Raw genomic sequence first — 25,128 nt, 5'->3', positions numbered from 1 at the left:
TAGCCTTTCAAACTGCGGCGTCGTTAGCTATAGTACGGAGCTCATCCATGCGCCCCGCTTCGCGCGAGACCGTTGCAAACCGCATTCAAGTCTGTTCCTGACGGATTTGTCATTATTTACCGAGCCCCCATGTCCAATTCGCGCCGCCTGTTTTTCGCCCTGTCTTTGCCTGATGCCCTGCAACAGCAGGTGATCCGCTGGCGCGCCGAGGCGTTTGCGCCGGAGGCCGGCCGACCGGTGGCGGCGGCTAATTTGCACCTGACGCTGGCGTTTCTTGGCGAGGTCACCGCGCAGAAAGAGCTGGCGCTGCGCAAACTGGCCGGCCGCATCGTTCAACCCGGCTTCAGCATGCGGCTCGACGATCTCGGCCATTGGCCGCGCCCCGGCGTAGTCTGGCTCGGCACCCGCCGCGCACCGCGCGGGCTGCTGCAGCTGGCCGAGCTGCTGCGTTCGCAGGCCGCCCGCAGCGGCTGCCACCAAAGCGCGCTGCCGTTCCATCCGCACATCACGCTGCTGCGCGCCGCCACCCAGCCGGTAGCCATCCCGCCGGCGACGCCGGGCTGGGCGTTCAGCGCCAACGCTTTTTCCTTATATGAGTCGGTGTTCGAAAACGGCCGCACCCGCTATCAACACCTCGAACAGTGGCCGCTGGCCAAGCAGGCATCCGCATGATTTTCTCTCCACCGCTGCGTTCCGCCACGCTGATCAAACGTTACAAGCGCTTTCTGGCGGACGTGATCACCCCGGAAGGGGAAACCTTTACGCTGCACTGCGCCAATACCGGCGCCATGACCGGCTGCGCCACGCCCGGCGATACCGTTTGGTACTCCACCTCGGACAACCCCAAACGTAAATACGCCCACAGCTGGGAGCTGACCCATACCCAACAGGGACACTGGATCTGCGTCAACACCCTGCGCGCCAACGCGCTGGTGCGCGAGGCGATTGAACACAATTTAATCAATGAATTATCCGGTTACAGTAAAATTAGTGGCGAAGTGAAATACGGCGGTGAAAACAGCCGTATCGATTTGTTATTACAGGCAGAAAATCGGGTTAACTGCTATATTGAAGTTAAGTCAGTCACATTACTGCAACAACAACGTGGTTACTTTCCTGATGCGGTAACGCTCAGAGGGCAAAAGCACCTGCGTGAGTTGCTCAGCGTGGTTGAAAGCGGGCAACGGGCGGTGTTGTTCTTTGCCGTGTTACACAGCGGTATTGAGCAGGTCGCACCGGCACATCATATAGATGAGCGCTATGCGGCGCTGTTGGCACAGGTCCAGCAGTTGGGAGTGGAAGTGGTTTGCTATGGGGCAAAATTATCACCTGACGGTATTTATCTCTGCGATAAGCTGCCGTTTTTTATCGATTAGCGCAGTCGGGTCCCTATAAATAGACAACCGGCCAGCACGATCGCCAAATACGCCCTCCTTCACACGATTGTCAAGCGGGCGACAGGAATAATTGCCAACCTACCTTCCTTCTGTTATTTATAGCGGCCTGTTTTTCCCCCGCATTGGGGATTCGATAGTGCGTGTGTATGTAGGAGAAGCAACATGCAAGAAGGGCAAAACCGTAAAACCTCGTCCTTGAGCATTCTCGCCATCGCTGGGGTGGAGCCGTACCAAGAGAAGCCGGGCGAAGAGTACATGAACGACGCCCAGTTGTCGCATTTCAAGCGCATTCTTGAAGCGTGGCGCAACCAGCTCAGGGACGAAGTGGACCGTACTGTATCGCATATGCAAGAAGAGGCAGCCAACTTCCCTGATCCGGCCGACCGCGCTACCCAGGAAGAAGAGTTCAGCCTTGAACTGCGTAACCGTGACCGTGAACGCAAACTGATCAAAAAGATCGAGAAAACGCTGAAGAAAGTGGAAGACGATGATTTCGGCTACTGCGAATCTTGTGGCGTGGAGATCGGCATTCGTCGCCTCGAAGCGCGTCCGACCGCCGATCTGTGCATCGACTGCAAGACGCTGGCTGAGATCCGCGAAAAGCAGATGGCCGGCTAATACCGTTGTTACCGCTGCGGCGTGCGCACCTGCGTGCGCCGCACAGAGAAAAGGGAACCTCTCCCCTCTGATATGCAAGAAAGTCATTATGTGGGGCGCTTTGCCCCATCGCCTTCCGGGGATCTGCATTTCGGTTCGCTGATTGCCGCTCTGGGAAGCTACCTTCAGGCTCGCGCCCAACGCGGGCAGTGGCTGGTTCGCATCGAAGATATCGACCCGCCGCGTGAAGTTCCCGGCGCCGCCGCTCGCATCCTGTCCGCGCTGGAACATTATGGTCTCCACTGGGACGGCCAGGTCATCTATCAATCCCAACGTCACGATGCCTATCGCGCCGCGCTGGATCTGTTGCAGCGCCAGGGGCTCAGCTATTACTGCACCTGCACCCGCAGCCGCATCCAGCACATCGGCGGATTGTACGACGGCCACTGCCGCGATTTGCAGCTCGGCCCGCAGGGTGCCGCCATCCGCTTGCGTCAGACCGCCCCCGTTTACCGGTTCCACGATCGCCTGCAGGGAGAATTGCATGCCGATCCGGCGCTGGCGGGGGAAGACTTTATCATTCGCCGCCGCGACGGGCTGTTCGCTTACAATCTGGCGGTGGTGATCGACGACCATTTTCAGGGCGTGACCGAGATTGTCCGCGGCGCCGATCTGATCGAACCGACGGTGCGCCAAATTGCCCTCTACCGCCAGCTGCAGGCGCCGGTGCCCACTTATGTGCATCTGCCGCTGGCGCTGGGTGCCAACGGCATCAAGCTGTCGAAGCAAAACCATGCGCCGGCATTGCCCGCTGGCGATCCGCGGCCGGTGCTGATCGCCGCGCTGAAATTTCTGCGCCAACCGCTGCCGGAAAGCTGGCAAGATCTTGACCTGCCATTATTATTGAGCTGGGCGATCGAACACTGGCGGTTGGAAAACGTGCCGCGTCAGGAGGCTATCCCTCTGGATGAAAACACGCCGGCATTCTCAAAGGAGCCATGGTGAGCTATGATTAGCCGCTATTTTTTGTTAGCTCCATTTTTATCAGTCACTATCGAGGTGTACCATTTTTACCCGAGTAGCCAACTTCTGTCGTAAGGTACTGACCCGCGATGACAAGCTGCCCCGCGACGACGCGGCGGCCGGCGATAAAAACGTAGTCCGCGAAGAGCGTGCCGCGGCGCCAAGCCGCCCTGCGCCGCAGCCGCGCGCCGCCGATAACGGCAGCAACGCCCCTGCCCGCCGCTCAACGCCGCGCAAGCGTCCGCCTTTTCCTATCGCCGAGAGCAACGACTCGATGACCGTGATCCCGCGCGAACAGCACTCGATCTCCCGTAAAGACATCAGCGAAAATGCGCTGAAAGTGCTTTATCGCCTGAACAAGTCCGGCTACGAGGCCTATCTGGTCGGCGGTGGGGTGCGCGATCTGTTGCTCGGCAAAAAGCCGAAAGACTTCGACATCACCACCAACGCCACGCCGGAGCAAGTGCGCAAGCTGTTCCGCAACTGCCGCCTGGTCGGCCGCCGTTTCCGCTTGGCGCACGTGATGTTCGGGCCGGAGATCATCGAAGTGGCCACCTTCCGCGGTCACCACGAACAGAATCAGGAATCCGACAAGAACTCGTCTCAGCAGGCGCAAAACGGCATGCTGCTGCGCGACAACATCTTCGGTTCGATCGAGGAGGACGCCCAGCGCCGTGATTTCACCATCAACAGCCTGTACTACGGCGTGGCGGATTTCACCCTGCGCGATTACGTCGGCGGCCTGAACGATCTGAAGCAAGGCGTGATCCGCCTGATTGGCGATCCAGAAACCCGCTACCGCGAAGATCCGGTGCGCATGCTGCGCGCGGTGCGCTTCGCCGCCAAGCTGGATATGAGCATCAGCGAAGAGACCGCCGAGCCGATCCCGCGCCTGGCCTCGCTGCTGCACGAGATCCCGCCGGCGCGCCTGTTCGAAGAATCCCTCAAGCTGCTGCAGGCGGGTTACGGTTTCCAGACCTACCTGAAGCTGTGCGAATACCAGCTGTTCCAACCGCTGTTCCCGCTGATCGCCCGCAACTTCACGCCGAACCACGATACGCCGATGGAGCGCATTCTGGCGCAGGTGCTGAAGAACACCGATCACCGTCTGCAGAACGACATGCGCGTCAACCCAGCCTTCCTGTTTGCCGCCATGCTGTGGTACCCGCTGCTGGAGCACGCGCAGAAGCTGGCGCAGGAAAGCGGCCTGGCGTACTACGACGCCTTCGCGCTGGCGATGAACGACGTACTCGACGAGCAGTGCCGCTCGCTGGCGATCCCGAAACGCATCACCACGCTGGTGCGCGATATCTGGCAGCTGCAGCTGCGCCTGTCCCGCCGTCAGGGCAAACGCGCGCACAAACTGATGGAACATCCGAAATTCCGCGCCGCCTATGATTTGCTGGCGCTGCGTGCGGAAGTGGAAGACAATCAGGAGATGCTGCGTCTGGCCGAGTGGTGGGGTGAGTTCCAAGACGCCACGCCGGCGCGGCAGAAAGCCATGCTGAGCACCCTGGGTGACGATCCGGCGCCGCGCCGCGCGCGTCAACGCCGTCCTCGTCGCCGGGCACCGCGTAAAGAAGGGGCATAATGATCCGCGTTTATATCGCGCTGGGCAGCAACCTGGCGCAGCCGCTGCAACAGGTTAACGCCGCGCTGGAGGCGCTGGAGCATCTCCCGCGCACCCGGCTGGTCACCTGTTCTTCGTTTTACCGCACCAAGCCGCTGGGGCCGCAAAACCAGCCGGACTTTCTCAACGCGGTGGTGGCGCTGGATACCCTGTTGCCGCCCGAACAGCTGCTCGACCATACCCAGGCGATAGAACGCAATCAGGGGCGCGTGCGCAAGGATGAACGCTGGGGGCCGCGCACGCTCGATTTGGACATCATGCTGTACGGCGACAAGGTGATCCATACCGATCGCCTGACCGTACCGCATTACGGCCTGAAAGAGCGCGAATTCATGCTCTACCCGCTGGCGGAAATCGCCCCCGAGCTGATTTTCCCTGATGGCGAACCGCTCGCCAGCTGCCTCAAGCGCGTGCCGGAAAACGGCATGGCGCTGTGGCATCAGCCAAAACCCAAGTCCTGACCCTCCTACAGCGCCAACCGCGCAACAAATCCGCCTGCCGGGCGATTGGCGAAACCGATCTGTAGACCATGCAAGCCGGCAATACGCTGCACAATCGATAACCCCAACCCGCTGCCGGTTTGTTCCTGTCCCGGCGGGCGATAGAAACGTTCTCCGAGCCGCGCCAGATGCTCCGCGGTCACCCCCGGACCGTCGTCCTCCACCGTCAGCGAACGTTCGCTCAGCGTTACGGTGACGACGCCGCCCTGCGGGGTATAGCGCACCGCGTTGTCCAGCAAATTGCGCAATAGCAGCGACAGCAGCAAGGTTTCCCCCTGACGCGGCGGTGGCGTTCCCCGATGTTCATAGCGCAGCGTCACGCCCGCCGCATGGGCCTGCCGATCCTGCTCCGCCAGGGTCATCGTCACCAGATCGTTCCAGTCGATCGGCGCCAGCTCGGCCAGATCTGACAGCGAATCCAGCCGCGACAGCGTCAGCAGCTGATCCACCAACCGGGTCGCACGATCGATGCCGAGCGTCAGATTGTCCAGCGCGTGCTCGCGCATCGGCGCATCCTCCCCCGCCAGCTGCACCACTTCGGTCTGCACCCGCAGCGCCGCCAACGGGCTGCGCAGCTCATGTGCGGCATCGGAGGTGAAGCGTCTCTCCCGTACCAGTAAAGCGTTGATGCGGGCGAACAGCGCATTGAGCGCATCCACCAGCGGGCGCACCTCGGTCGGCACCTGGCGCGCATCCAACGGCGTCGCATCATCGGGTGCGCGCCGGCGCAAACCGGCGGCCACCGTGCGCAGCGGCCGCAGTTCGCGCCCCACCATCAGCGCGATCAGCAGCATCAGCACCGGCAGCGTCGCCAGCCAGGGCACCAGTTGGCCCGTCACCATGCCCAGCGCCATATCGCGCCGGTAATCCCACTCCTGGCCGACCACGATGCGGTAGCGCCCGTCCGGGCTGGTCAGCCACACCAGGCGCCAGCTGTCGTCATCGCCTTTGCGCTCACCGTCGGTAAAACCTTCACGTTCCCCGTCAAACAGAAAGTCGGCGCCGTTCTCCCCGTCGTTGAGCAGCATCTTGCCCTGGCGATCGAAGATGGCGAACGCCAGCGCGTCGTCGTCCTGCTCGCCGCGCTTGCCGTGGTGCACCAGCTTCTTGGTTTTCGGCAGGCTGCGCGCGCTTTCATCGGCCAGCAGATCGCCGAGGTTGGCGGTCGCCAGCCGTTTGGCGAACAGCATCTGCTGGGTGTCGAACACTTCGTTGATGGTGTTGCGCGACATCACCCAGGCCACCACGCTGGCGGTGCTCCAGGTCAGCAGCGCCAGCAGGCTGAAGATCAGGATCAGGCGCAGCCGCAGGCTGAGACGCTTCACGGCACATCCCCCAGCGTGTAACCCACGCCGTGGATGGTACGGATGAAGCCGTTGCCCAGCTTGCGCCGCAGGTGGTGAATATGTACCTCCACCGCGTTGCTGCTCACCTCGTCATCCCAGTTGTACAGCTTCTCCTGAATTAACGGCCGCGCCAGCACCCGCCCCTTGTTGTGCAGAAACAGCTCCAGTACCGCCAATTCGCGCGGCGTCAGCGTCACCGGCTCGCCGTTGCAGCTCACGCTGCGGGTGGCGCTGTCGAACACCACGTTGCCGTGCGTCAGCTGTGGCATCAGTTGGCCGTGGCGACGGCGGATCAGCGCCTGCAGGCGCGCCGCCACTTCGGCCAGCGCGAACGGCTTGCACAGGTAATCGTCGGCGCCGCTTTGCAGCCCGCTAACCCGCTGCTCCAGCGCATCGCGGGCGGTGAGGATCAGGACCGGCACGTCCTGCCCCGCCTGGCGCCATTGGCGCAGCAGATCCAGGCCGTCGAGGCCCGGCAGGCTGAGATCGAGGATCACCGCGTCGTACGGCGCACTGTCCAGCGCATTTTTGCCGACGGCGCCGTCGGTGAACCAGTCCAGATTGAAGCCGAGTTTGGTCAGCCCGGCCTTGATGCCGTCACCGATCAGTTTGTCATCTTCGATCAACAGAATTCGCATGAGTATCCCTTTTGAGTCTTGGCGCCATTGCACCACAAGGTTCTTAAGAACCGCTTAAGCATGGCGATCCGCGCTACCCACCCCGATCGGGTTACAGTAGAATGGCTGCACTTTTTTGCAGCCTGGGCCTGCGTAAGCCGCACGGCCCGTTTCAGGAGACGTTGTGATGAAACCCACCACCGTGACCCATTTGCGCCAGTGGAAACAGGAGCAGCGCAAGTTTGCTACCCTTACCGCCTACGATGCCAGCTTTGCCAAACTGTTTGAAGAGCAAGGCATCAAAGTCCTGTTGGTGGGCGATTCGCTGGGCATGACGCTGCAGGGCCACGACTCCACGCTGCCGGTCACCGTCGCCGACGTGGCCTACCACACGCGCGCCGTGCGCCGCGGCGCGCCGGCCTGCCTGCTGCTGGCCGATCTGCCGTTCATGAGTTACGCCACCCCGGAACAGACCTTCGCCAACGCCGCCGAGCTGATGCGCGCCGGCGCCAACATGGTGAAACTGGAAGGTGGCAGCTGGCTGTGCGACACGGTGAAAATGCTCGCCGAGCGCGCCGTGCCGGTGTGCGGCCACCTGGGCCTGACGCCGCAGTCGGTCAACGTGTTCGGTGGCTATAAGGTGCAAGGGCGCGACGAACTGGCCGCCAAACAGCTGCTGCAGGACGCGCAGAATCTGGAACTGGCCGGCATTCAGCTGCTGGTGCTGGAATGCGTGCCGACCGAGCTGGCGCGCCAGATCACCGAAGCGTTGTCCATTCCGGTCATCGGCATCGGCGCCGGCAGCGGCACCGACGGCCAGATCCTGGTGATGCACGACGCCTTCGGCATTACCGGCGGCCACACGCCGAAGTTCGCCAAGAACTTCCTGGCGCAGAGCGGCGATATCCGCACGGCGGTGCAGCACTACATTCAGGAAGTGGAGCAAGGCCTCTACCCGGCGGCTGAACACTCTTTTAACTAAGCGATGGTTCCAGGAGTCACCCAATGATTATTATCGAAACCCTGCCGATGCTGCGTCAGCAGATCCGCCGCTGGCGCCAGGAAGGCAAACGCATCGCGCTGGTACCGACCATGGGCAACCTGCACGACGGCCACATGACGCTGGTCGATGAAGCGCGTGCCCGCGCCGACGTGGTGGTGGTGAGCATCTTCGTCAACCCGATGCAGTTCGATCGGCCGGACGATCTGGCGCGCTACCCGCGCACGCTGCAGGAAGACAGCGAGAAGCTGACCCGCCGCGGCGTCGATCTGGTGTTCGCCCCGGCCCCGGCCGCGGTCTATCCGCAGGGGCTGGAGCAGCAGACCTACGTCGACGTGCCCGGCATCTCCAGCATTCTGGAAGGCGCAAGCCGGCCGGGCCACTTCCGCGGCGTTTCCACCATCGTCAGCAAGCTGTTCAACCTGGTACAGCCTGATTTGGCCTGCTTCGGCGAGAAGGACTACCAACAGCTGGCGCTGATCCGCAAAATGGTGGCGGACATGGGTTACGACATCGATATCGTCGGCGTGCCGACCGTGCGCGCCAAAGACGGCCTGGCCCTCAGTTCGCGTAATGGCTACCTGACCGCCGAAGAGCGCAAGATCGCGCCGCAGCTGAGCAAGATCATGAACGCGCTGGCACAGCAGCTGGCCAATGGCGAGCGCCAGGTCGAAACGCTGTTGGAGCAGACCGCCGAGCAACTGCGCGCCGCCGGCTTTACGCCGGATGAGCTGTTTATTCGCGACGCCGACAGCCTGCAGCCGCTGACGGTAGATAGCCAGCGGGCGGTGGTGCTGATGGCCGCCTGGCTGGGCAAGGCGCGTCTTATCGACAACCAGCAGGTTGACCTGACGCTATAAGCCGTTTTTTATACTATCGTCACCCTGAAGCCTTGGCCATTGGTAGACAATGGCGGAGCAATCGGTGACGATAGAGATTGCAGGGATGCAGGAGAGATGTTCAACCCCAGCGCCTGCGAAGGCCGATATTCAGTTAGGTAAAGCTATGATACGTACTATGCTGCAAGGCAAGCTGCATCGCGTCAAAGTCACTCAGGCTGACTTGCACTATGAAGGATCCTGCGCCATCGACCAGGATTTTCTGGAAGCCGCCGGCATTCTGGAATATGAAGCGATCGATATTTACAACGTGGATAACGGCCAGCGCTTCTCCACCTACGCTATTGCCGCCGAGCGCGGTTCGCGCATCATTTCTGTCAACGGTGCCGCCGCGCGCTGCGCCTGCGTGGGCGACAAACTGATCATCTGCTCCTATGTGCAAATGACCGACGCCGACGCCCGCCAGCACCACCCGAAAGTCGCCTATTTCGAAGGTGACAACAACCTGCAGCGCAAGGCGAAAGCCGTGCCGGTTCAGGTCGCCTGACAATAAAACGGGCGCCTTACGCGCCCGTTCTTCCCTACTGCACCACCACCGTACCCGGCTTGTTGGCTATCCGATCCGCCATGGTCTGGATCGAGTCGGTGCGCAGAATATACAGCCGCTTCAGCGTATAGGGGTTATCCCCCGGCTTCACCTTGCCCTGCACCGTGGTCACCGCCAGATGGAACCCGGCGTCCTGCGCCGCCTGAATCGCCCGTTGGTTATAGCCGCCGAACGGGTAGGACACATACAGCACGTGCGGGTTGAACTGCGACAGCGCGCGGCGCGAGCGCTCAAAATCGAACTCGATATTGTGCAACGAACGGCTCAGCAAAATCGGCTGGCGGTTGCCGTCGGTGCGGTGCAGAAAATGGGTATGCGACTGCACGTCGAACACGTCCTGAATCTGCTTGAGCTCCGAAACGCTCATAAACTGCAGCGAGTCCGGGTTCCATTTCTGCGGGTGGCGTTTGATGCGCGAAGAGATGATGAACGCCGTGGCGCGGAAACCGTAATCCTTCAGCACCGGGTAAGCGTAGCGATAAACCGACTTCAGCCCGTCGTCGAAGGTCAGCACGATCGCCTTGCCAGGCAGGTTGATCTGATTTTTCAGGTAGGCTTCCAGCTGATACAGCGAAATGGTGTCGTAGCCCGCCTGCTTCAGATAGGTCATTTGGTTGCTGAACGCCACGTCTGAGGTGGTGGTCGAGGTGTGGCGGAAGCGTTTGTTCTCTTCGTTTTTCAGCAGGTGGTGGTAAGTCAGCACCGGTATGCCGTTATCGATCTCGCAGTCCAACTCATTAATGAACCCCAGCCGCTCGCCGATGTTGACCTCGTACCAGGTGTTGTTCAGGCGATCTTTCAGCTTGCCGATGATGGGATAGCGCAGGTTGCCTTCCAGCGTGCCCAAAACCTCGCTGTCCTTATCCGCTGCGGTGTATACGTCTATCGTTTTTTGCGTGATCAGATTCTGGTTGGTCAGCGGTTTGTTCAGCTCGCCCAAATCGTCTTGCACCTTGCGCGACTTCTTCAATTCACGCACGTCGTCTTTATCGATAAAGCCGGTACCGTGCCCGAATTTGAATTCGTAGTATTCCGCATCCGCCGGGAAGACTTGGATCAGCTGCCCGCGCTTCACTTCCCCTACCGGGATCACATGCTCGCCCACCAACGCATAGACTTCGCTATCGCGCTGCGCTTCCATGTATTCAGATTTAACCGCGCCGTCTTCCGACAGCAGATTAGCCAGGCTCACAGGGGAAACCAACGACATCAGAATGCCGAGTAACCCAGCCGTTAACGTGTATTGAGACCGCATGATGATGTTCTGCTTACGAGTGCGTAATGACAAAAGTGAAGGAAATGTGGAGCGCCAGCATAGCACGATTTGAACAGCGGGGAACTAGCGGTTATTTGAGCAATTCTATTGATTTACGCGCCGCCTGCGCCAAATCAAGAAAGGCGCTCCCGCCGGGAAAGCGGGAGCGCGATATGATCAGCTGCGCAGGCCGCGGCCGCGCTCGATCAGATACCAGGACAGCAGATAGAACACCGCGATAAACGCCACCAGCACCGCCATAGTGAACGCCAGCGGCACATCGTTGATGCCGAGGAAGCCGTAGCGGAAGCCGCTGATCATATAGACGATCGGATTCAGCTTGGACACCGCCTGCCAGAATGGCGGCAGCAGCGACAGCGAGTAGAACACCCCGCCCAAGTAAGTCAGCGGCGTCAGCACGAAGGTCGGGATCAGGCTGATATCATCGAAAGTGGTGGCAAACACCGCGTTGATCAGCCCCGCCAGCGAGAACAAGATCGCCGTCAGCAACAGCGTCAGCGCAATCACCCACCAGGCGTGTACCTGCAGCGGCACGAAGAACAGCGAGATGATGGTCACCAGCACGCCGACGCAGATACCGCGGGCCACGCCGCCGCCGACATAGCCGGCGATCACCACGTGGGTCGGCACCGGCGCCACCAGCAGTTCCTCAATGTTGCGCTGAAACTTGGCGCTGAAGAACGACGAGGCGACGTTGGCATAGGAGTTGGTAATGACCGCCATCATGATAAGGCCAGGCACGATGAACTGCATGTAGCTGAAGCCGTGCATATCACCGATACGCGAACCGATCAGGTTACCGAAGATGATGAAGTACAGCGTCATGGTGATCACCGGCGGCACCAGGGTCTGGATCCAGATGCGCGCGAAGCGGTTCACCTCTTTGGCCCAGATGCTTTGTAAGGCCACCCAATACAAACGCGTCATGCTTTTTCTCCATTGCCGTTAACCAGGGTGACAAACAGCTCTTCCAGGCGGTTCGCCTTGTTGCGCATGCTCAGCACCTGCACGCCCTGCGCGCTCAACTGGGCGAACAGGCCGTTCAGCCCCTGCTCGCGCATCACCTCCACTTCCAGCGTCGAGGTATCCGTCAGGCGGCTGTGGTAACCGTCCAGCTTCGGCAGCGGGCTCTTCGCCGCCAGATCGAGGATGAAGGTTTCCGACTTCAGCTTGGCCAACAGCCCCTTCATCGAGGTGTTTTCCACCAGTTCCCCGTTCTGGATGATGCCGATGTTGCGGCACAGCATCTCCGCCTCTTCCAGATAGTGGGTGGTGAGGATGATGGTGGTGCCCTGGGCGTTCAGCTCTTTCAGGAAGCCCCACATCGAACGGCGCAGTTCGATATCCACCCCGGCGGTCGGCTCATCGAGGATCAGCAGCTTCGGTTGGTGCATCAACGCGCGGGCGATCATCAGACGGCGCTTCATGCCGCCGGACAGCATGCGGGCGCGCTCGTTGCGCTTGCCCCACAGATCCAGCTGATTGAGGTATTTCTCGGCGCGCGCCATCGCTTCGCGGCGCGTGACGCCGTAGTAACCCGCCTGGTTCACCACGATCTGCAACACGGTCTCGAACGGGTTGAAGTTGAACTCCTGCGGCACCAGGCCGAGTTGGCGCTTGGCGTTGACGATGTCTTTATCGATGTCGTAACCGAACACCCGCACGCTGCCGGCGGTTTTGTTCACCAGCGAGCTGATGATGCCGATGGTGGTGGACTTTCCGGCGCCGTTTGGCCCCAGCAGGGCATAAAAATCCCCCGCCTCGACGCTCAGGTCGATGCCGCGCAGCGCCTTGACGCCACCGGCGTAAGTCTTGGTCAGCTGCGCTAATTCCAGTGCATAATTCATATGTAAAATAGTACCTTATAACGATGAGTATGCCGCCGCGCCCCTGTTTGCGAGGCTTGAAACACTAACAATAATCCTAGCATCGACGGCGTTTTCACTGCGTCGAATCCGTGCGGTAAATGAGGTTGCACCACTGTTCCGATTTCCAAATTGTGACGCTTACCCTATATTACTCCAACGCAATCTGTTCGTTACGGGTCAATCACCTTCATGAAAGAAATCGAAGAGCTTATCGCCAACAACCAGGCCTGGTCGGCCAATATCAGTCAGGAAGACCCGGAATTTTTTGAACGTTTAGCCCAGGCGCAAAAGCCCCGCTTCTTATGGATTGGTTGCTCTGACAGCCGCGTTCCCGCAGAACGCCTGACCGGCCTCGAGCCGGGTGAACTGTTCGTCCATCGCAACGTGGCGAACCTCGTTATCCATACCGATCTTAACTGCCTGTCGGTGGTGCAGTATGCGGTAGATGTGCTGGAAGTCGAACACATCATCATCTGCGGCCACCTGGGCTGCGGCGGCGTGCAGGCGGCGGTGGAAAACCCGGAACTGGGATTGATCGACAACTGGCTGCTGCACATTCGCGATCTGTGGTACAAGCACAGCTCGTTGCTGGGCGAGCTGCCGCCGGAACAGCGTTTCGACATGCTGTGCGAGATCAACGTCATTGAGCAAGTGTACAACCTGGGCCACTCCACCATCATGCAGTCCGCCTGGAAGCGCGGCCAGAAGGTGATGATCCACGGTTGGGTGTACGGCATTCAGGACGGCCGTCTGCGCGATATGGAAGTGCTGGCGACCAGCCGCGAGAGCCTGGAGATGGGCTACCGCAAAGCGATAGCCAAACTGAAGCAGGATAAAGGCGTATAACCCCGCCGCGGGCGCGGCTTGCCGCGCCCCACATCCAATTACTCGTCCAGCAGCACCACTTTGCCGACGTACGGCAGGTGACGGTAGCGCTGAGCGTAGTCGATGCCATACCCCACCACGAACTCATCCGGGATCGAGAAGCCGACATATTCGACCGGCACCTGCACTTCACGGCGCTCAGGTTTGTCCAGCAAGGTGCAAATCGCCAGCGATTTCGGCCCGCGCAGCGCCAAAATCTCGCGCACTTTGTTCAGCGTGTTGCCGGAATCGATGATGTCTTCCACGATCAGCACGTCTTTGCCGCGAATGTCTTCGTCCAGATCCTTGAGGATCTTCACGTCGCGGGTGGTGGACATACCGCTGCCGTAGCTGGAGGCGGTCATAAAGTCGACTTCGTGCGGCACGTCGATCGCGCGGCAGAGATCGGCCATGAACATGAAGGAGCCGCGCAGCAGCCCGACCAGCACCATGTCGCTGCCGCTGTCGCGGTAATGTTCGGTGATCTGGCGGCCAAGTTCGGCGATACGGGTCTTAACTTCCTGCTCGGAAATCATTACGTCTACAGTGTGTTTCATAGTATTCAGGTCAGTTGCCGGAAGAAAGGCGCAGAGTTTAGCATAGGCCGTTACGACTTGCCTCTCTCCCGGACAGGGGAGTTTTCTTTATTAAGGGTATTCCTGACGAGCGTGCAGGACACTCACTATTTCAATATGTGCAGCCAGCACGCGGTAAACCACAATGTAATTAGGATGAACAACCATTTCACGAGTCCCGTTCACCCTGCCAGGCCGGAATAGATAAGGATGTTCCGCTAACGGGATAACCGACTCTTCGATACGTTGCAACAAAGCCTCAGCGGCAAGTGGATTTCGCTCAGCGATAAAAGCCAGCAGCGTATATAAACCCGTTTTTGCTTCGTCAGTCCATTTAACGGTTAACATAAGGGTCAGGCCGATTTTCTTTTGGCTTTCGCCTGCTCGATAATGTGACGAGCACCAGCCATGACTTCATCATGGGGGATACGGGGGGTGTCGCTATTGACGGAAGATTCCACGGTGCTTCTGAACCAACGATCGTAGCTATCAGCCTGTTCTTGAGTCTCAAACTCAGAAACGATGGGATCCAATTTTGTCGGCATGACGCGCTCCTCAACAGCTGATATTTTAATCAGTATAACGGCTTCCTTTCATTGAACCAAGCGGTGGCGACGCGAGCGCACCGCCACCTGAGCGATGAACCGCGATCAGTCGTCGACGGTAAAGCCCATCATCATGCCGGTATCTTCATGCTCCAACAGGTGGCAGTGGGCCATATACGCATGTTCGCTGCTTGCCGGATGATCGAAACGCACCAGCACTTCGCTGCGCCAACCTTCGACGCGCACCGTGTCCTTCCAGCCGCTGCGATGCGCCGCCGGCGGTTTGCCGTTTTCCGAAAGGATACGGAACTGGGTGCCGTGAATGTGGAACGGGTGCAGCATCATGTCGCCCTCACCGGAAATGGTCCATTTTTCATACTGGCCCCGTTTGGCGGCAAACATCGGTTTGTTCATGTCGAAGGCCTTGCCGTTGATCATGTTGCCGTGGCTGAAATCGAACGGTTTGGCTTTGCTCTGCGCGCCGCCGTGATCCATCCCGGCCATCTTGCCATGATCCATGCCCTTCATGTTGCCGTGGTCCATGCCCTGCATGCCGCCCTTCTCCATGCCTTTCATGTCTCCAGCGCCCGTCGCGCCATGATTCATGCTCATGCCGGCCATCGCCTGGTGACCATAACGATCCATCAGCGCCTGCATGCCGAGCATATCCAGCTGCGGATCCATCATCAGCTGCAGCCAACGCTCCTGGATACCAGTGGTGGCAGGCAATGTCGGCAGCTTCACCAGGCTGTCCGGCATGGTTTTGATACCCTGTGCCAACGACGGCTGAATGCGCAACACCGGCAGCGGCTGATCGAACGGAGCCAGCGTCATGCCCATCTGTTTCACCGGCAGCGTCACGATATCGAACGCTTTCCCGTCGGAGGCATCCACCAGCACTTCAAAGCGTTCGCCCATCAGCATCGGCAGCTCGGTCAGCTTCACCGGCTCAGCCAGGAAACCGCCGTCGCTGGCGATAACATACAGCGGACGGTTGTCACTGGCCGCCAGATTCAACGAGCGGGCGTTGCAACCGTTGAGAAAACGCAGACGCAGCCAGCCGCGCGGCGCCAGATGTTGCGGATACTGCGCGCCGTTGGTGAACATGCGATCGCCAAACCAGCCTACCGCCGCGCTCATCACGTCCAGGCGGTATTCGATCTGCGCGTCTTTGCCCAGCCGCTTATCCTGCAGGATCACCGGAATATCATCCTGCCCCCAGGTTTTCGGCAGCGGCAGTTTGGCGCTTTCATCGTCTTCCAGCAGCACCAACCCCGCCAGCCCCATCATCACCTGGCTGCCGGTTTTACCGTGCGTGTGCGGGTGGAACCAGCAGGTAGCGGCCGGTTGTTCGACGGTGAAATTCACCGTGCGCGTCGCGCCGGGGTGGATCAGCGCCTGCGGGCCGCCATCGACGTCGCCGGGAATTTCCAGCCCGTGCCAGTGGACGGTACTGGCCTCCGCCAGGCTGTTTTTGATATCGACCGTCACCGGCTGGCCACGCTGCAGCTTCACCGCCGGCCCGAGCAGCGCGCCGTTGAATCCCCAGGTTTTGGTGGCGGCACCGGGCAACCAGCGGGTTTCACCCGCCTGCAGCGCCAGCGCAATCTTTCCCTGCGCATCCGGCATCAACAGCGGCGGTACCGGCAAGGCCGGCCGATCGGCCGCCCAGGCGGCCCGGCTCCATAACGGCAATGCGCTCGCCGCGCCCAGCGCAGCGGTTAATTTAATAAAATCACGGCGTAACATCGCTGACTCCCTTTTCTCAGTGACATAACTCAATGCCGTCAGCCTAAACCTTCCCCCAGGCGGAAGGTCAAGCCTTTCCTGGCGGTATTTTAAGCTATGCCTCACAATCAAGAGAGTATGACCGGCACGCGCGACGCCGGCCCGGCAGCAATAAAATTTGGTGCCTTTACAGGCAAGTGTGGTAACGTCAGCAGACGACAAACAGGCCTATTTCATGATGAAAAAAACAACGTTATCGATGCTGTTGCTGGCGATGCTGGGCTTCTCCAACGCCAGTCTGGCGCTGAATGAATCCGAGGCGGAAGATCTGGCCGATCTGACGGCGGTATTTATTTATTTGAAAAATGATTGCGGCTACAACGATTTGCCAAATGCGCAAATCAAACGCGCCATTGTCTATTTCGCGCAACAAAACCGCTGGGATTTGAGCAACTACAACAGCTTTAACATGAAGGCGCTGGGCGAAGACAGCTATCGCGATCTCAGCGGCATCGCCATTCCAACGCCTAAGAAGTGCAAATCGCTGGCGCGCGACTCTTTGAGCCTGCTGGCCTACGCCAACTAATTCCGCCCCTCTCCCCCACCCGCCTTTCGCTCTCTCTGTCTGAAATTCAACCGTGCATCGCCAGACAGAGTTAGCTATGATGTTGCGCCGATTTTTCATGGCTGTTATTACGGAGTTTCCCGCACATGACCCAGAAAGAAATTTGGTACGAAACGCTGCATACGGGCTTCGGCCAGTATTTCTCGGTAGAGAAGGTGCTGTACCGCGAGAAGACCGATCATCAGGATCTGGTGATCTTCGAGAACCCGGTGCTGGGGCGCGTGATGGCGCTCGACGGCGTGGTGCAAACCACCGAGCGTGACGAGTTCATCTATCACGAAATGCTGACCCACGTGCCGCTGCTGGCGCATAGCCAGGCGAAGAAAGTGCTGATCATCGGCGGCGGCGACGGCGGCATGCTGCGCGAAGTCAGCCGGCATCCTGGCGTGGAGCAGATCACCATGGTCGAGATCGACGCCGGTGTCGTCGAGTTCTGCCGCCAATACCTGCCCAACCACAGCGCCGGCGCCTATGACGATCCGCGCTTCAAGTTGGTGATCGACGACGGCGTCAACTTCGTGAATCAAACCGACGAAACGTTCGATGTGATCATCTCCGACTGCACCGATCCGATCGGCCCCGGCGAAAGCCTGTTCACCTCAGCGTTTTATGAAGGCTGCGCCCGCTGCCTGAATGAGGGCGGCATTTTCGTTGCGCAGAACGGCGTCTGCTTCCTGCAACAGGACGAGGCGGTCAACAGCCACGCCAAACTGAGCCGCTACTTTACCGACGTCAGCTTCTATCAGGCAGCGATCCCGACCTATTACGGCGGCATCATGACCTTTGCCTGGGCGAGCCAGAACCCGGCGCTGCGCCAGCGCGATCTGCCGACTCTGCAACAACGCTTTAACCAAAGCGGCCTACACTGCCGTTATTACAACCCGGAAATTCACGTCGGCAGCTTTGCCCTGCCGCAATATTTGCTCAATGCCCTGAACGTAACACGTTAAGCGAGAAGATAAAGGAGGTGGCCTAAATTGCATAAGCTAAAACTGCACGGCTTCAACAACCTGACCAAGAGCCTGAGTTTTTGTATTTACGATATTTGTTATGCCAAAACCGCGGACGATCGCGACGGCTATATCGCCTACATAGACGAACAATATAACGCCAACCGGCTGACCGAGATCCTAAGCGAGACCTGCTCGATCATCGGCGCCAATATTCTGAACATCGCGCGTCAGGACTACGAGCCGCAGGGCGCCAGCGTCACCATCCTGGTCAGCGAAGAGCCCATCGATCCGAAAGACGTCGATACGTCGGAACACCCAGGCCCGTTGCCGAATACGGTCGTCGCGCATCTGGACAAAAGCCATATCTGCGTACATACCTACCCGGAAAGCCATCCGGAAGGCGGGCTATGCACCTTCCGCGCCGATATCGAGGTCTCGACCTGCGGTGTCATTTCGCCCCTCAAGGCGCTGAACTACTTAATTCACCAGCTGGAATCCGACATCGTCACCATGGACTATCGCGTGCGCGGTTTTACCCGCGACGTGAACGGCGTGAAACATTACATCGATCATGAGATTAATTCGATCCAGAACTTTATGTCAGAAGACATCAAGGCGCTGTACCACATGATGGACGTGAACGTTTACCAGGAAAATATCTTCCATACCAAGATGTTGCTGAAAGATTTCGATCTGAAGCACTACCTGTTTAACGCGGAGCCGGAGGCGTTGAGCGCAGCCGAACGCAAGCAGATCACCGATCTGTTATGGAAAGAGATGCAGGAAATCTATTACGGCCGCAATATTCCGCATCTGTGATGGAAAGGGCGCGGCACGCCGCGCCCTGATGCTTAGTACTGCAGCATGAAAGAACGATAGGCCTTCAACACCAGCAGGAAGTCCTCAACGCCGCAGAATGAGAGGCTTTCTTCGTCGTAGTAGTTCATCCCCTCTTCCATTTCATCGCCCTCGAACTCCAGCTGATTGGCACGGATCATCACTTCTTCACCATCCATCAGCAGCGTATATTCATGGCCTTCCAACTGCCATTGACGCTCGCTGCCTTTGACCTCGGCCGCACCGGCTTCAATCCGGTCCAGCAGGTTGAAATCGCCTTTAACTTCTTCGTTGATCCAGTGGCCAATCGCTTCATGCCCCATCGAAAATCTGACGATCACCTGACCGGTGACGTCACGCAGAAATTCGTAATCCATAGCATGCCCTCCTGAGCCCTTTTTCTTAGTGTAAACATAAATGGCGGACTAACTCAGTGAGCGCTCGCAAAGTTGGCAACTGAGCAAAATAAAACGGGAGGCCAAGGCCTCCCGTTAAACAGTTGCGCAATATAGCGGCTTACACGGCGGTTTGGAAGATCACGCCATCGGCTTTTTCGGTGTACTGCCCCAGCTGGTCAAAGTTCAGGTAGCGGTAGGTATCCGCCGCCGTCTTGTCGACCTGCGCCATATAGGTCTGGTACTCGTCCGGCGTCGGCAGGCGGCCCAACAGGGACGCTACCGCGGCCAGTTCGGCAGACGCCAGATAGACGTTGGCACCGGTGCCCAGACGGTTCGGGAAGTTACGGGTCGAGGTAGAGACCACCGTCGCGCCGTCCGCCACGCGCGCCTGGTTGCCCATGCACAGCGAGCAGCCCGGGATCTCGATACGCGCACCGCTCTTGCCGAAGACGCTGTAGTAGCCTTCTTCGGTCAGCTGAGCCGCATCCATCTTGGTTGGCGGCGCCACCCACAGACGGGTCGGCAGCTGGCCCTTGTGCTGATCCAGCAGCTTGCCGGCCGCGCGGAAGTGGCCGATGTTGGTCATGCAAGAACCGATGAACACTTCATCGATTTTGCTGTTGGCCACGTCGGACAGCAGGCGTGCATCGTCAGGATCGTTCGGCGCGCACAGAATCGGCTCTTTGATCTCGTTCAGATCGATGTCGATCACCGCTGCGTATTCCGCATCCGCATCGCCTTCCAGCAGTTGCGGATCCGCCAGCCATTTTTCCATGCCCTGAATACGGCGCTCCAGCGTACGGCGATCGCCGTAGCCTTCGGAGATCATCCACTTCAGCAGCACGATGTTGGAGTTCAGATACTCTTCGATCGGCGCCTTATCCAGCTTGATGGTACAACCGGCGGCGGAACGTTCGGCGGACGCATCGGTCAGCTCAAACGCCTGCTCGACCTTCAGATCCGGCAGGCCTTCGATCTCCAGAATGCGGCCGGAGAAGATGTTTTTCTTGCCCTTCTTCTCGACGGTCAGCAGCCCTTGCTGGATCGCGTAGTAAGGGATGGCGTGCACCAGATCGCGCAGGGTGATGCCCGGCTGCATTTTGCCTTTGAAGCGCACCAGCACCGACTCAGGCATATCCAGCGGCATCACGCCGGTCGCGGCGGCAAATGCCACCAGGCCGGAACCGGCCGGGAAGGAAATGCCGATCGGGAAGCGGGTGTGGGAATCGCCGCCGGTGCCGACGGTGTCAGGCAGCAGCATACGGTTCAGCCAGGAGTGGATCACGCCGTCGCCCGGACGCAGCGAGACGCCGCCGCGGTTCATGATGAAGTCAGGCAGCGTATGGTGCGTGGTCACGTCGACCGGTTTCGGGTACGCGGCGGTGTGGCAGAACGACTGCATGACCAGATCGGCAGAGAAGCCGAGGCAGGCCAGGTCTTTCAGTTCATCGCGGGTCATCGGGCCGGTGGTGTCCTGAGAACCGACGGAGGTCATCTTCGGTTCGCAGTATTCGCCAGGGCGAATACCGGCGACGCCGCAGGCGCGGCCGACCATTTTCTGCGCCAGCGAGAAGCCTTTGCTGCTCGCGGCAACCGGTTTGGCGATACGGAACACGTCGCTGTGCGGCAGGCCCAGCGCTTCGCGCGCCTTGGTGGTCAGGCCGCGGCCGATGATCAGTGGGATACGGCCGCCGGCGCGCACTTCATCCAGCAGCACGTCGGTTTTCAGCTCGAAGTTGGCGATCAGCGCGCCGGTTTCGTGGTTGCGCACTTCACCTTTGTACGGGTAAACGTCGATCACGTCGCCCATGTTCAGCTCGGACACGTCCACTTCGATCGGCAAGGCGCCGGCATCTTCCATGGTGTTGAAGAAGATAGGCGCAATCTTGCCGCCCAGCACCACGCCGCCGCCGCGCTTGTTCGGCACGTGCGGGATGTCGTCACCCATGAACCACAGCACCGAGTTGGTGGCGGATTTACGGGAGGATCCGGTGCCGACCACGTCGCCGACGTAGGCCAGCGGGAAGCCTTTCTTGTTCAGCAGCTCGATCTGTTTTATCGGGCCGACGCTGCCCGGCTGATCCGGCACGATGCCTTCACGTTCGTTTTTCAGCATCGCCAGCGCGTGCAGCGGGATATCCGGGCGCGACCAGGCGTCCGGCGCCGGAGACAGGTCATCGGTGTTGGTTTCGCCGGTCACTTTGAACACGGTGACGGTGATCTTTTCCGCCAGCTCCGGGCGCGACAGGTACCATTCAGCATCGGCCCAGGACTGCATGATCTGCTTGGCGTGCGCGTTGCCGGCTTTCGCCTTCTCTTCCACATCGTAGAAGTTGTCGAACATCAGCAGCGTGTGGGACAGCGCTTTGGCGGCGATAGGCGCCAGCTTTTCGTTGTCCAGGGCTTCGATCAGCGGATGAATGTTATAGCCGCCCTGCATGGTGCCTAACAGTTCAATGGCTTTCTCGGGGGTAACCAGGGGGGATGTCGCTTCGCCTTTGGCGATGGCCGCCAGGAAACCTGCTTTAACGTAGGCGGCTTCGTCGACGCCCGGTGGAACACGGTTAATCAGCAGGTCTAACAGGAATTCTTCTTCGCCTTTTGGCGGATTCTTCAGTAGTTCGACCAGCGCGGCCATTTGGGTGGCGTCTAGCGGCTTAGGGGCGATGCCCTCAGCAGCACGCTCGGCTACGTGCTTACGGTATTCTTCTAGCACGACGTTCTCCTCGCTCTCATTGTCATTTATTGTGCCTGGCGTATATGCAAACCGGGTTTATACCCTTGGGGTTTCACTCTGTGGCTAGGCGATCGGCCCGTAAAGGCCCCGAAACGGTGATTGGGGCAAACAAGCACGGTCAAACAGCGTTACAGCATGAAAGACTGATGGGTAGAGCGCACGGCGATATTGATGCCATCTATCCTGACGGGGCACTGCTGTCGATGTCCTGGACTGTAAGGTACAGTGCCCGGTTCCGCTCAGCCAGCATATCAGGATTTGAAACGGTTGTTAATTCGTTCACATAAAAGCAACATTAAATCTTTGCTGAATCGTTGAGCGCAGCGTAATCGGCTGCCGGACTAGCAGGGCATTATATCCATACAATTAAAATGGATATAAGCATAAGGATCGGAATTTGGCGCAGCGGCCACAAAAATACCGCTTGGTGCATCTGAGCAAAAAAAAACGGCCCCTTCTCAGGAGCCGCTTGTTAACCGGTCAAACCAACAGAATTACTTCTTCTTGGCTTTCGGGTTAGGCAGGTCGGTGATACTGCCTTCGTAGATTTCCGCCGCCAGGCCCACAGATTCGTGCAGGGTCGGGTGAGCGTGGATGGTCAGCGCGATGTCTTCCGCGTCGCAGCCCATCTCGATAGCCAGACCGATTTCACCCAGCAGTTCACCGCCGTTGGTGCCGACAATCGCGCCACCGATGATGCGGTGAGTTTCTTTGTCGAAGATCAGTTTGGTCATGCCGTCTGCACAGTCGGAAGCGATCGCACGGCCGGAAGCCGCCCACGGGAAGGTGGAGGTTTCGTAGCTGATGCCTTTCTCTTTCGCTTCTTTCTCGGTCAGACCCACCCATGCCACTTCCGGCTCGGTGTAAGCGATGGATGGGATCACTTTCGGATCGAAGTAGTGCTTCATGCCGGCGATAACTTCTGCGGCAACGTGGCCTTCGTGCACGCCTTTGTGCGCCAGCATCGGCTGACCGACGATGTCGCCGATAGCGAAGATGTGCGGCACGTTGGTACGCAGCTGTTTGTCGACGTTGATGAAGCCACGCTCGTCAACTTCAACACCGGCTTTGCCGGCATCCAGCAGTTTGCCGTTCGGCACGCGGCCGATCGCCACCAGCACCGCGTCGTAACGCTGTGGTTCTGCTGGCGCTTTTTTACCTTCCATCGTGACGTAGATGCCGTCTTCTTTGGCTTCTACCGCGGTCACTTTGGTTTCCAGCATCAGGTTGAACTGCTTGCTGATACGCTTGGTGAAGACTTTCACCACGTCTTTATCTGCCGCCGGGATAACCTGATCGAACATTTCAACGACGTCGATCTGTGAACCCAGTGCATGGTATACGGTGCCCATTTCCAGGCCGATGATGCCGCCGCCCATAACCAGCAGACGCTCTGGGACGGTTTTCAGCTCCAGCGCATCGGTGGAATCCCACACGCGTGGATCTTCATGAGGAATGAATGGCAGTTGGATCGGACGAGAACCTGCAGCGATGATGGCGTTGTCGAAGTTGATGGTGGTTGGGCCGTTTTCGCCTTCCACAACCAGGGTGTTAGCGCCGGTGAACTTGCCCAAGCCGTTGACCACTTTCACTTTACGGCCTTTCGCCATGCCAGCCAGACCGCCGGTCAGCTGAGTGATGACTTTTTCTTTCCAGACGCGCACTTTGTCGATGTCGGTTTTCGGCTCGCCGAAAACGATGCCGTGTTCGGCCAGCGCTTTGGCTTCTTCGATCACTTTGGCAACGTGCAGCAGTGCTTTGGAAGGGATACATCCCACGTTCAGGCAAACCCCGCCCAGAGTGGAATAACGTTCAACCAGAACGGTTTCAAGACCTAAGTCAGCGCAACGAAAGGCTGCAGAGTAACCTGCCGGGCCCGCCCCAAGTACCACGACCTGAGTTTTAATTTCAGTACTCATCATGACCTCTTAATTGATTGTCCGGCGGGTCAGACGTCATTTTTATTGCTAATCGATCTCATAACGCCCTTCATCCACCGGGACGCTTACACCGCGAGCAGTTTACAGAATTGTTAATAATCTGCAAAGCGTGTTCGAGTGACCCGTGTCTCAACAATTTTGTCGAGTTGTGCAAAATCCGACAAAACTGCTACAGAATCATCAGGGGCGCAGCATGCTGCGCCCCTTTTGCATTACATCACCAGACGGCGAATGTCGGACAACATGTTGTTGATGATGGTGATGAAGCGCGCACCATCGGCACCGTCGATAACGCGGTGGTCGAAGGACAGCGACATCGGCATCATCAGGCGCGGCATGAACTCTTTACCGTTCCAGACCGGCTCCATCGCAGACTTGGAGACGCCCAGGATAGCCACTTCCGGCGCGTTGACGATCGGCGCGAAGTGAGTCGTCCCGATGCCGCCCAGGCTGGAGATGGTGAAGCAGCCGCCCTGCATCTCGCCCGCGGTCAGCTTGCCGTCGCGCGCTTTCTTGGAGATGGCCATCAGTTCGCGAGACAGCTCGGTGATGCTCTTCTTGTTCACGTCCTTGAACACCGGAACCACCAGGCCGTTCGGGGTATCTACCGCCACGCCGATGTTGATGTATTTCTTCAGCGTCAGCTTCTGGCCATCTTCGGACAGCGAGCTGTTGAAGCGCGGCATCTGCTCCAGAGCGGCAGCAACGGCTTTCATGATGAACACGACAGGCGTGAACTTCACGTCCAGCTTGCGCTTGGCCGCTTCTTCGTTCTGCTGCTTGCGGAACGCTTCCAGATCGGTGATGTCGGTTTTGTCGAAGTGAGTCACGTGCGGGATCATCACCCAGTTGCGGCTCAGGTTCGCGCCAGAGATCTTCTGGATGCGGCCCATTTCGACTTCTTCGATCTCGCCGAACTTGCTGAAGTCCACTTTCGGCCATGGCAGCATGCCTGGCAGACCGCCGCCGGCAGCAGCCGGGGCCGCTTCAGCGCGTTTCACCGCGTCTTTCACGTAAGTCTGAACGTCTTCGCGCAGGATGCGGCCTTTACGACCGGTACCTTTCACTTTCGCCAGGTTAACGCCGAATTCACGCGCCAGACGACGAATGACCGGGGTCGCGTGCACGTATGCCGCGTTCTCGGCGAACTCGCCTTTGTCGTCAGCTTTCGCAGCCGGAGCGGCGGCTTTAGCGGCGGCCGGGGGGGGGGGGGGGGGGGAGGAGGG

Annotated in this window: 26 protein-coding genes; 13 read left to right on the top strand and 13 right to left on the bottom strand. The window is 59.1% G+C overall.

The features are described 5' to 3' along the window. Nucleotides 1-129 precede the first annotated feature (129 nt). The 6 genes from thpR to folK all read left to right on the top strand — a co-directional run bounded on the left by thpR (nucleotide 130) and on the right by folK (nucleotide 5,108). On the top strand, nucleotides 130-672 hold the full coding sequence (gene thpR, locus ACJ8HA_RS22940) for an RNA 2',3'-cyclic phosphodiesterase (RefSeq protein ID WP_197813256.1): 543 nt from the start codon (nucleotides 130-132) through the stop codon (nucleotides 670-672). Next, on the top strand, nucleotides 669-1,376 hold the full coding sequence (gene sfsA / locus ACJ8HA_RS22935; protein ID WP_079656799.1) for a DNA/RNA nuclease SfsA: 708 nt from the start codon (nucleotides 669-671) through the stop codon (nucleotides 1,374-1,376). Before thpR ends, sfsA begins: the two co-directional genes overlap by 4 nt. Nucleotides 1,377-1,559: 183 nt before the next feature. Next, nucleotides 1,560-2,015 carry an RNA polymerase-binding protein DksA gene (gene dksA, locus ACJ8HA_RS22930; protein WP_004937569.1) on the top strand — a complete coding sequence of 152 codons (456 nt, stop codon included), beginning with the start codon at nucleotides 1,560-1,562 and terminating at the stop codon, nucleotides 2,013-2,015. Nucleotides 2,016-2,087: 72 nt separating this feature from the next. Further along, nucleotides 2,088-2,999, top strand: coding sequence for a tRNA glutamyl-Q(34) synthetase GluQRS (gene gluQRS / locus ACJ8HA_RS22925; RefSeq protein ID WP_025304222.1), 912 nt, complete (start codon nucleotides 2,088-2,090; stop codon nucleotides 2,997-2,999). Nucleotides 3,000-3,060: 61 nt separating this feature from the next. After that, nucleotides 3,061-4,608, top strand: coding sequence for a polynucleotide adenylyltransferase PcnB (pcnB, locus tag ACJ8HA_RS22920; protein WP_075200639.1), 1,548 nt, complete (start codon nucleotides 3,061-3,063; stop codon nucleotides 4,606-4,608). After that, the gene (folK, locus tag ACJ8HA_RS22915) at nucleotides 4,608-5,108 is read left to right on the top strand and encodes a 2-amino-4-hydroxy-6-hydroxymethyldihydropteridine diphosphokinase (RefSeq protein WP_060448070.1); all 501 of its coding nucleotides are present in this window, start codon (nucleotides 4,608-4,610) and stop codon (nucleotides 5,106-5,108) included. The genes pcnB and folK overlap by 1 nt, the downstream gene beginning before the upstream one ends. 5 nt (nucleotides 5,109-5,113) lie before the next feature. On the opposite strand, the gene qseC is transcribed toward folK, so the two are convergent. Both qseC and qseB read right to left on the bottom strand, forming a co-directional pair. Beyond that, the gene (gene qseC, locus ACJ8HA_RS22910; protein ID WP_442515530.1) at nucleotides 5,114-6,472 is read right to left on the bottom strand and encodes a quorum sensing histidine kinase QseC; all 1,359 of its coding nucleotides are present in this window, start codon (nucleotides 6,470-6,472) and stop codon (nucleotides 5,114-5,116) included. Then, complete coding sequence (qseB, locus tag ACJ8HA_RS22905; RefSeq protein ID WP_060448068.1) at nucleotides 6,469-7,131, bottom strand: quorum sensing response regulator transcription factor QseB; 663 nt, start codon at nucleotides 7,129-7,131, stop codon at nucleotides 6,469-6,471. Before qseB ends, qseC begins: the two co-directional genes overlap by 4 nt. Before the next feature lie 166 nt (nucleotides 7,132-7,297). Between qseB and panB the strand changes: the two genes are divergently transcribed. From panB to panD, 3 genes are all read left to right on the top strand, one after another. Further along, entirely contained in the window at nucleotides 7,298-8,092 is a 795-nt protein-coding gene (gene panB / locus ACJ8HA_RS22900; RefSeq protein ID WP_025304226.1) for a 3-methyl-2-oxobutanoate hydroxymethyltransferase, read from the top strand. 23 nt (nucleotides 8,093-8,115) lie between these two features. Next, on the top strand, nucleotides 8,116-8,970 hold the full coding sequence (gene panC / locus ACJ8HA_RS22895; RefSeq protein ID WP_147823234.1) for a pantoate--beta-alanine ligase: 855 nt from the start codon (nucleotides 8,116-8,118) through the stop codon (nucleotides 8,968-8,970). Between the two features lie 145 nt (nucleotides 8,971-9,115). Beyond that, nucleotides 9,116-9,496, top strand: a complete 381-nt coding sequence (panD, locus tag ACJ8HA_RS22890; RefSeq protein WP_004937544.1) for an aspartate 1-decarboxylase — start codon at nucleotides 9,116-9,118, stop codon at nucleotides 9,494-9,496. 34 nt (nucleotides 9,497-9,530) lie between these two features. On the opposite strand, the gene ACJ8HA_RS22885 is transcribed toward panD, so the two are convergent. The 3 genes from ACJ8HA_RS22885 to ACJ8HA_RS22875 all read right to left on the bottom strand — a co-directional run bounded on the left by ACJ8HA_RS22885 (nucleotide 9,531) and on the right by ACJ8HA_RS22875 (nucleotide 12,679). Further along, on the bottom strand, nucleotides 9,531-10,811 hold the full coding sequence (locus ACJ8HA_RS22885; protein WP_025304228.1) for a polysaccharide deacetylase family protein: 1,281 nt from the start codon (nucleotides 10,809-10,811) through the stop codon (nucleotides 9,531-9,533). A 177-nt stretch (nucleotides 10,812-10,988) separates the two neighbouring features. After that, a complete protein-coding gene (locus ACJ8HA_RS22880) occupies nucleotides 10,989-11,759 on the bottom strand; it encodes an ABC transporter permease (protein ID WP_004937535.1) in 771 nt (256 codons plus the stop codon). Then, nucleotides 11,756-12,679, bottom strand: coding sequence for an ABC transporter ATP-binding protein (locus ACJ8HA_RS22875; RefSeq protein WP_015379030.1), 924 nt, complete (start codon nucleotides 12,677-12,679; stop codon nucleotides 11,756-11,758). Before ACJ8HA_RS22875 ends, ACJ8HA_RS22880 begins: the two co-directional genes overlap by 4 nt. Before the next feature lie 210 nt (nucleotides 12,680-12,889). Between ACJ8HA_RS22875 and can the strand changes: the two genes are divergently transcribed. Beyond that, the gene (can, locus tag ACJ8HA_RS22870; protein WP_016930066.1) at nucleotides 12,890-13,546 is read left to right on the top strand and encodes a carbonate dehydratase; all 657 of its coding nucleotides are present in this window, start codon (nucleotides 12,890-12,892) and stop codon (nucleotides 13,544-13,546) included. 38 nt (nucleotides 13,547-13,584) lie between these two features. Here can and hpt read toward each other — a convergent pair whose 3' ends face one another. The 4 genes from hpt to cueO form a co-directional block, all read right to left on the bottom strand. Next, complete coding sequence (hpt, locus tag ACJ8HA_RS22865; RefSeq protein ID WP_048234659.1) at nucleotides 13,585-14,121, bottom strand: hypoxanthine phosphoribosyltransferase; 537 nt, start codon at nucleotides 14,119-14,121, stop codon at nucleotides 13,585-13,587. A 90-nt stretch (nucleotides 14,122-14,211) separates the two neighbouring features. After that, nucleotides 14,212-14,487 carry a type II toxin-antitoxin system RelE/ParE family toxin gene (locus ACJ8HA_RS22860; RefSeq protein ID WP_049208401.1) on the bottom strand — a complete coding sequence of 92 codons (276 nt, stop codon included), beginning with the start codon at nucleotides 14,485-14,487 and terminating at the stop codon, nucleotides 14,212-14,214. Between the two features lie 5 nt (nucleotides 14,488-14,492). Further along, entirely contained in the window at nucleotides 14,493-14,684 is a 192-nt protein-coding gene (relB, locus tag ACJ8HA_RS22855; protein ID WP_049208400.1) for a type II toxin-antitoxin system RelB family antitoxin, read from the bottom strand. 105 nt (nucleotides 14,685-14,789) lie between these two features. Further along, nucleotides 14,790-16,433: a multicopper oxidase CueO gene (gene cueO, locus ACJ8HA_RS22850; RefSeq protein ID WP_025304229.1), complete on the bottom strand. Its 1,644-nt coding sequence runs from the start codon at nucleotides 16,431-16,433 to the stop codon at nucleotides 14,790-14,792. A 217-nt stretch (nucleotides 16,434-16,650) separates the two neighbouring features. Between cueO and ACJ8HA_RS22845 the strand changes: the two genes are divergently transcribed. The 3 genes from ACJ8HA_RS22845 (at nucleotide 16,651) to speD (ending at nucleotide 18,809) form a co-directional block, all read left to right on the top strand. Next, nucleotides 16,651-16,998 carry a YacC family pilotin-like protein gene (locus tag ACJ8HA_RS22845; protein WP_004937515.1) on the top strand — a complete coding sequence of 116 codons (348 nt, stop codon included), beginning with the start codon at nucleotides 16,651-16,653 and terminating at the stop codon, nucleotides 16,996-16,998. Nucleotides 16,999-17,123: 125 nt separating this feature from the next. Continuing rightward, nucleotides 17,124-17,987, top strand: a complete 864-nt coding sequence (gene speE, locus ACJ8HA_RS22840; protein ID WP_442515529.1) for a polyamine aminopropyltransferase — start codon at nucleotides 17,124-17,126, stop codon at nucleotides 17,985-17,987. Between the two features lie 27 nt (nucleotides 17,988-18,014). Next, on the top strand, nucleotides 18,015-18,809 hold the full coding sequence (speD, locus tag ACJ8HA_RS22835) for an adenosylmethionine decarboxylase (RefSeq protein ID WP_004937510.1): 795 nt from the start codon (nucleotides 18,015-18,017) through the stop codon (nucleotides 18,807-18,809). Between the two features lie 32 nt (nucleotides 18,810-18,841). Here the strand turns inward: speD and yacL are convergent, their stop codons facing one another. From yacL to aceF, 4 genes are all read right to left on the bottom strand, one after another. Then, nucleotides 18,842-19,204 (bottom strand): protein YacL, encoded by a 363-nt coding sequence (gene yacL, locus ACJ8HA_RS22830; RefSeq protein ID WP_442515528.1) that lies wholly within the window; start codon nucleotides 19,202-19,204, stop codon nucleotides 18,842-18,844. 139 nt (nucleotides 19,205-19,343) lie between these two features. After that, complete coding sequence (gene acnB, locus ACJ8HA_RS22825) at nucleotides 19,344-21,941, bottom strand: bifunctional aconitate hydratase 2/2-methylisocitrate dehydratase (RefSeq protein WP_043141310.1); 2,598 nt, start codon at nucleotides 21,939-21,941, stop codon at nucleotides 19,344-19,346. A 515-nt stretch (nucleotides 21,942-22,456) separates the two neighbouring features. Continuing rightward, nucleotides 22,457-23,881 carry a dihydrolipoyl dehydrogenase gene (gene lpdA, locus ACJ8HA_RS22820; RefSeq protein ID WP_004937500.1) on the bottom strand — a complete coding sequence of 475 codons (1,425 nt, stop codon included), beginning with the start codon at nucleotides 23,879-23,881 and terminating at the stop codon, nucleotides 22,457-22,459. A gap of 233 nt (nucleotides 23,882-24,114) precedes the next feature. Then, nucleotides 24,115-25,128 (bottom strand): dihydrolipoyllysine-residue acetyltransferase (aceF, locus tag ACJ8HA_RS22815; protein ID WP_442515527.1); only part of this gene is annotated, 1,014 nt, incomplete at its 5' end.

It is taken from the genome of Serratia sp. CY33802 (genome assembly GCF_052169095.1).
GTDB classification, from domain to species: Bacteria; Pseudomonadota; Gammaproteobacteria; order Enterobacterales; family Enterobacteriaceae; genus Serratia; species Serratia bockelmannii.
Note: the sequence above shows the minus strand (reverse complement) of the source record. Positions and strands in the feature narration are given on the sequence as shown.

What these genes read in the sequence shown, in the direction of transcription:
- gluQRS (WP_025304222.1), top strand. Translation starts at nt 2,088, where the DNA reads ATGCAAGAAAGTCATTATGTGGGGCGCTTTGCCCCATCGCCTTCCGGG.
- sfsA (WP_079656799.1), top strand. Translation starts at nt 669, where the DNA reads ATGATTTTCTCTCCACCGCTGCGTTCCGCCACGCTGATCAAACGTTAC.
- ACJ8HA_RS22845 (WP_004937515.1), top strand. Translation starts at nt 16,651, where the DNA reads ATGAAAAAAACAACGTTATCGATGCTGTTGCTGGCGATGCTGGGCTTC.
- panC (WP_147823234.1), top strand. Translation starts at nt 8,116, where the DNA reads ATGATTATTATCGAAACCCTGCCGATGCTGCGTCAGCAGATCCGCCGC.
- ACJ8HA_RS22885 (WP_025304228.1), bottom strand. Translation starts at nt 10,811, where the DNA reads ATGCGGTCTCAATACACGTTAACGGCTGGGTTACTCGGCATTCTGATG.
- lpdA (WP_004937500.1), bottom strand. Translation starts at nt 23,881, where the DNA reads ATGAGTACTGAAATTAAAACTCAGGTCGTGGTACTTGGGGCGGGCCCG.
- panB (WP_025304226.1), top strand. Translation starts at nt 7,298, where the DNA reads ATGAAACCCACCACCGTGACCCATTTGCGCCAGTGGAAACAGGAGCAG.
- hpt (WP_048234659.1), bottom strand. Translation starts at nt 14,121, where the DNA reads ATGAAACACACTGTAGACGTAATGATTTCCGAGCAGGAAGTTAAGACC.
- dksA (WP_004937569.1), top strand. Translation starts at nt 1,560, where the DNA reads ATGCAAGAAGGGCAAAACCGTAAAACCTCGTCCTTGAGCATTCTCGCC.
- panD (WP_004937544.1), top strand. Translation starts at nt 9,116, where the DNA reads ATGATACGTACTATGCTGCAAGGCAAGCTGCATCGCGTCAAAGTCACT.
- ACJ8HA_RS22880 (WP_004937535.1), bottom strand. Translation starts at nt 11,759, where the DNA reads ATGACGCGTTTGTATTGGGTGGCCTTACAAAGCATCTGGGCCAAAGAG.
- yacL (WP_442515528.1), bottom strand. Translation starts at nt 19,204, where the DNA reads ATGGATTACGAATTTCTGCGTGACGTCACCGGTCAGGTGATCGTCAGA.
- cueO (WP_025304229.1), bottom strand. Translation starts at nt 16,433, where the DNA reads ATGTTACGCCGTGATTTTATTAAATTAACCGCTGCGCTGGGCGCGGCG.
- relB (WP_049208400.1), bottom strand. Translation starts at nt 14,684, where the DNA reads ATGCCGACAAAATTGGATCCCATCGTTTCTGAGTTTGAGACTCAAGAA.
- ACJ8HA_RS22860 (WP_049208401.1), bottom strand. Translation starts at nt 14,487, where the DNA reads ATGTTAACCGTTAAATGGACTGACGAAGCAAAAACGGGTTTATATACG.
- folK (WP_060448070.1), top strand. Translation starts at nt 4,608, where the DNA reads ATGATCCGCGTTTATATCGCGCTGGGCAGCAACCTGGCGCAGCCGCTG.
- can (WP_016930066.1), top strand. Translation starts at nt 12,890, where the DNA reads ATGAAAGAAATCGAAGAGCTTATCGCCAACAACCAGGCCTGGTCGGCC.
- thpR (WP_197813256.1), top strand. Translation starts at nt 130, where the DNA reads ATGTCCAATTCGCGCCGCCTGTTTTTCGCCCTGTCTTTGCCTGATGCC.
- speE (WP_442515529.1), top strand. Translation starts at nt 17,124, where the DNA reads ATGACCCAGAAAGAAATTTGGTACGAAACGCTGCATACGGGCTTCGGC.
- ACJ8HA_RS22875 (WP_015379030.1), bottom strand. Translation starts at nt 12,679, where the DNA reads ATGAATTATGCACTGGAATTAGCGCAGCTGACCAAGACTTACGCCGGT.
- qseB (WP_060448068.1), bottom strand. Translation starts at nt 7,131, where the DNA reads ATGCGAATTCTGTTGATCGAAGATGACAAACTGATCGGTGACGGCATC.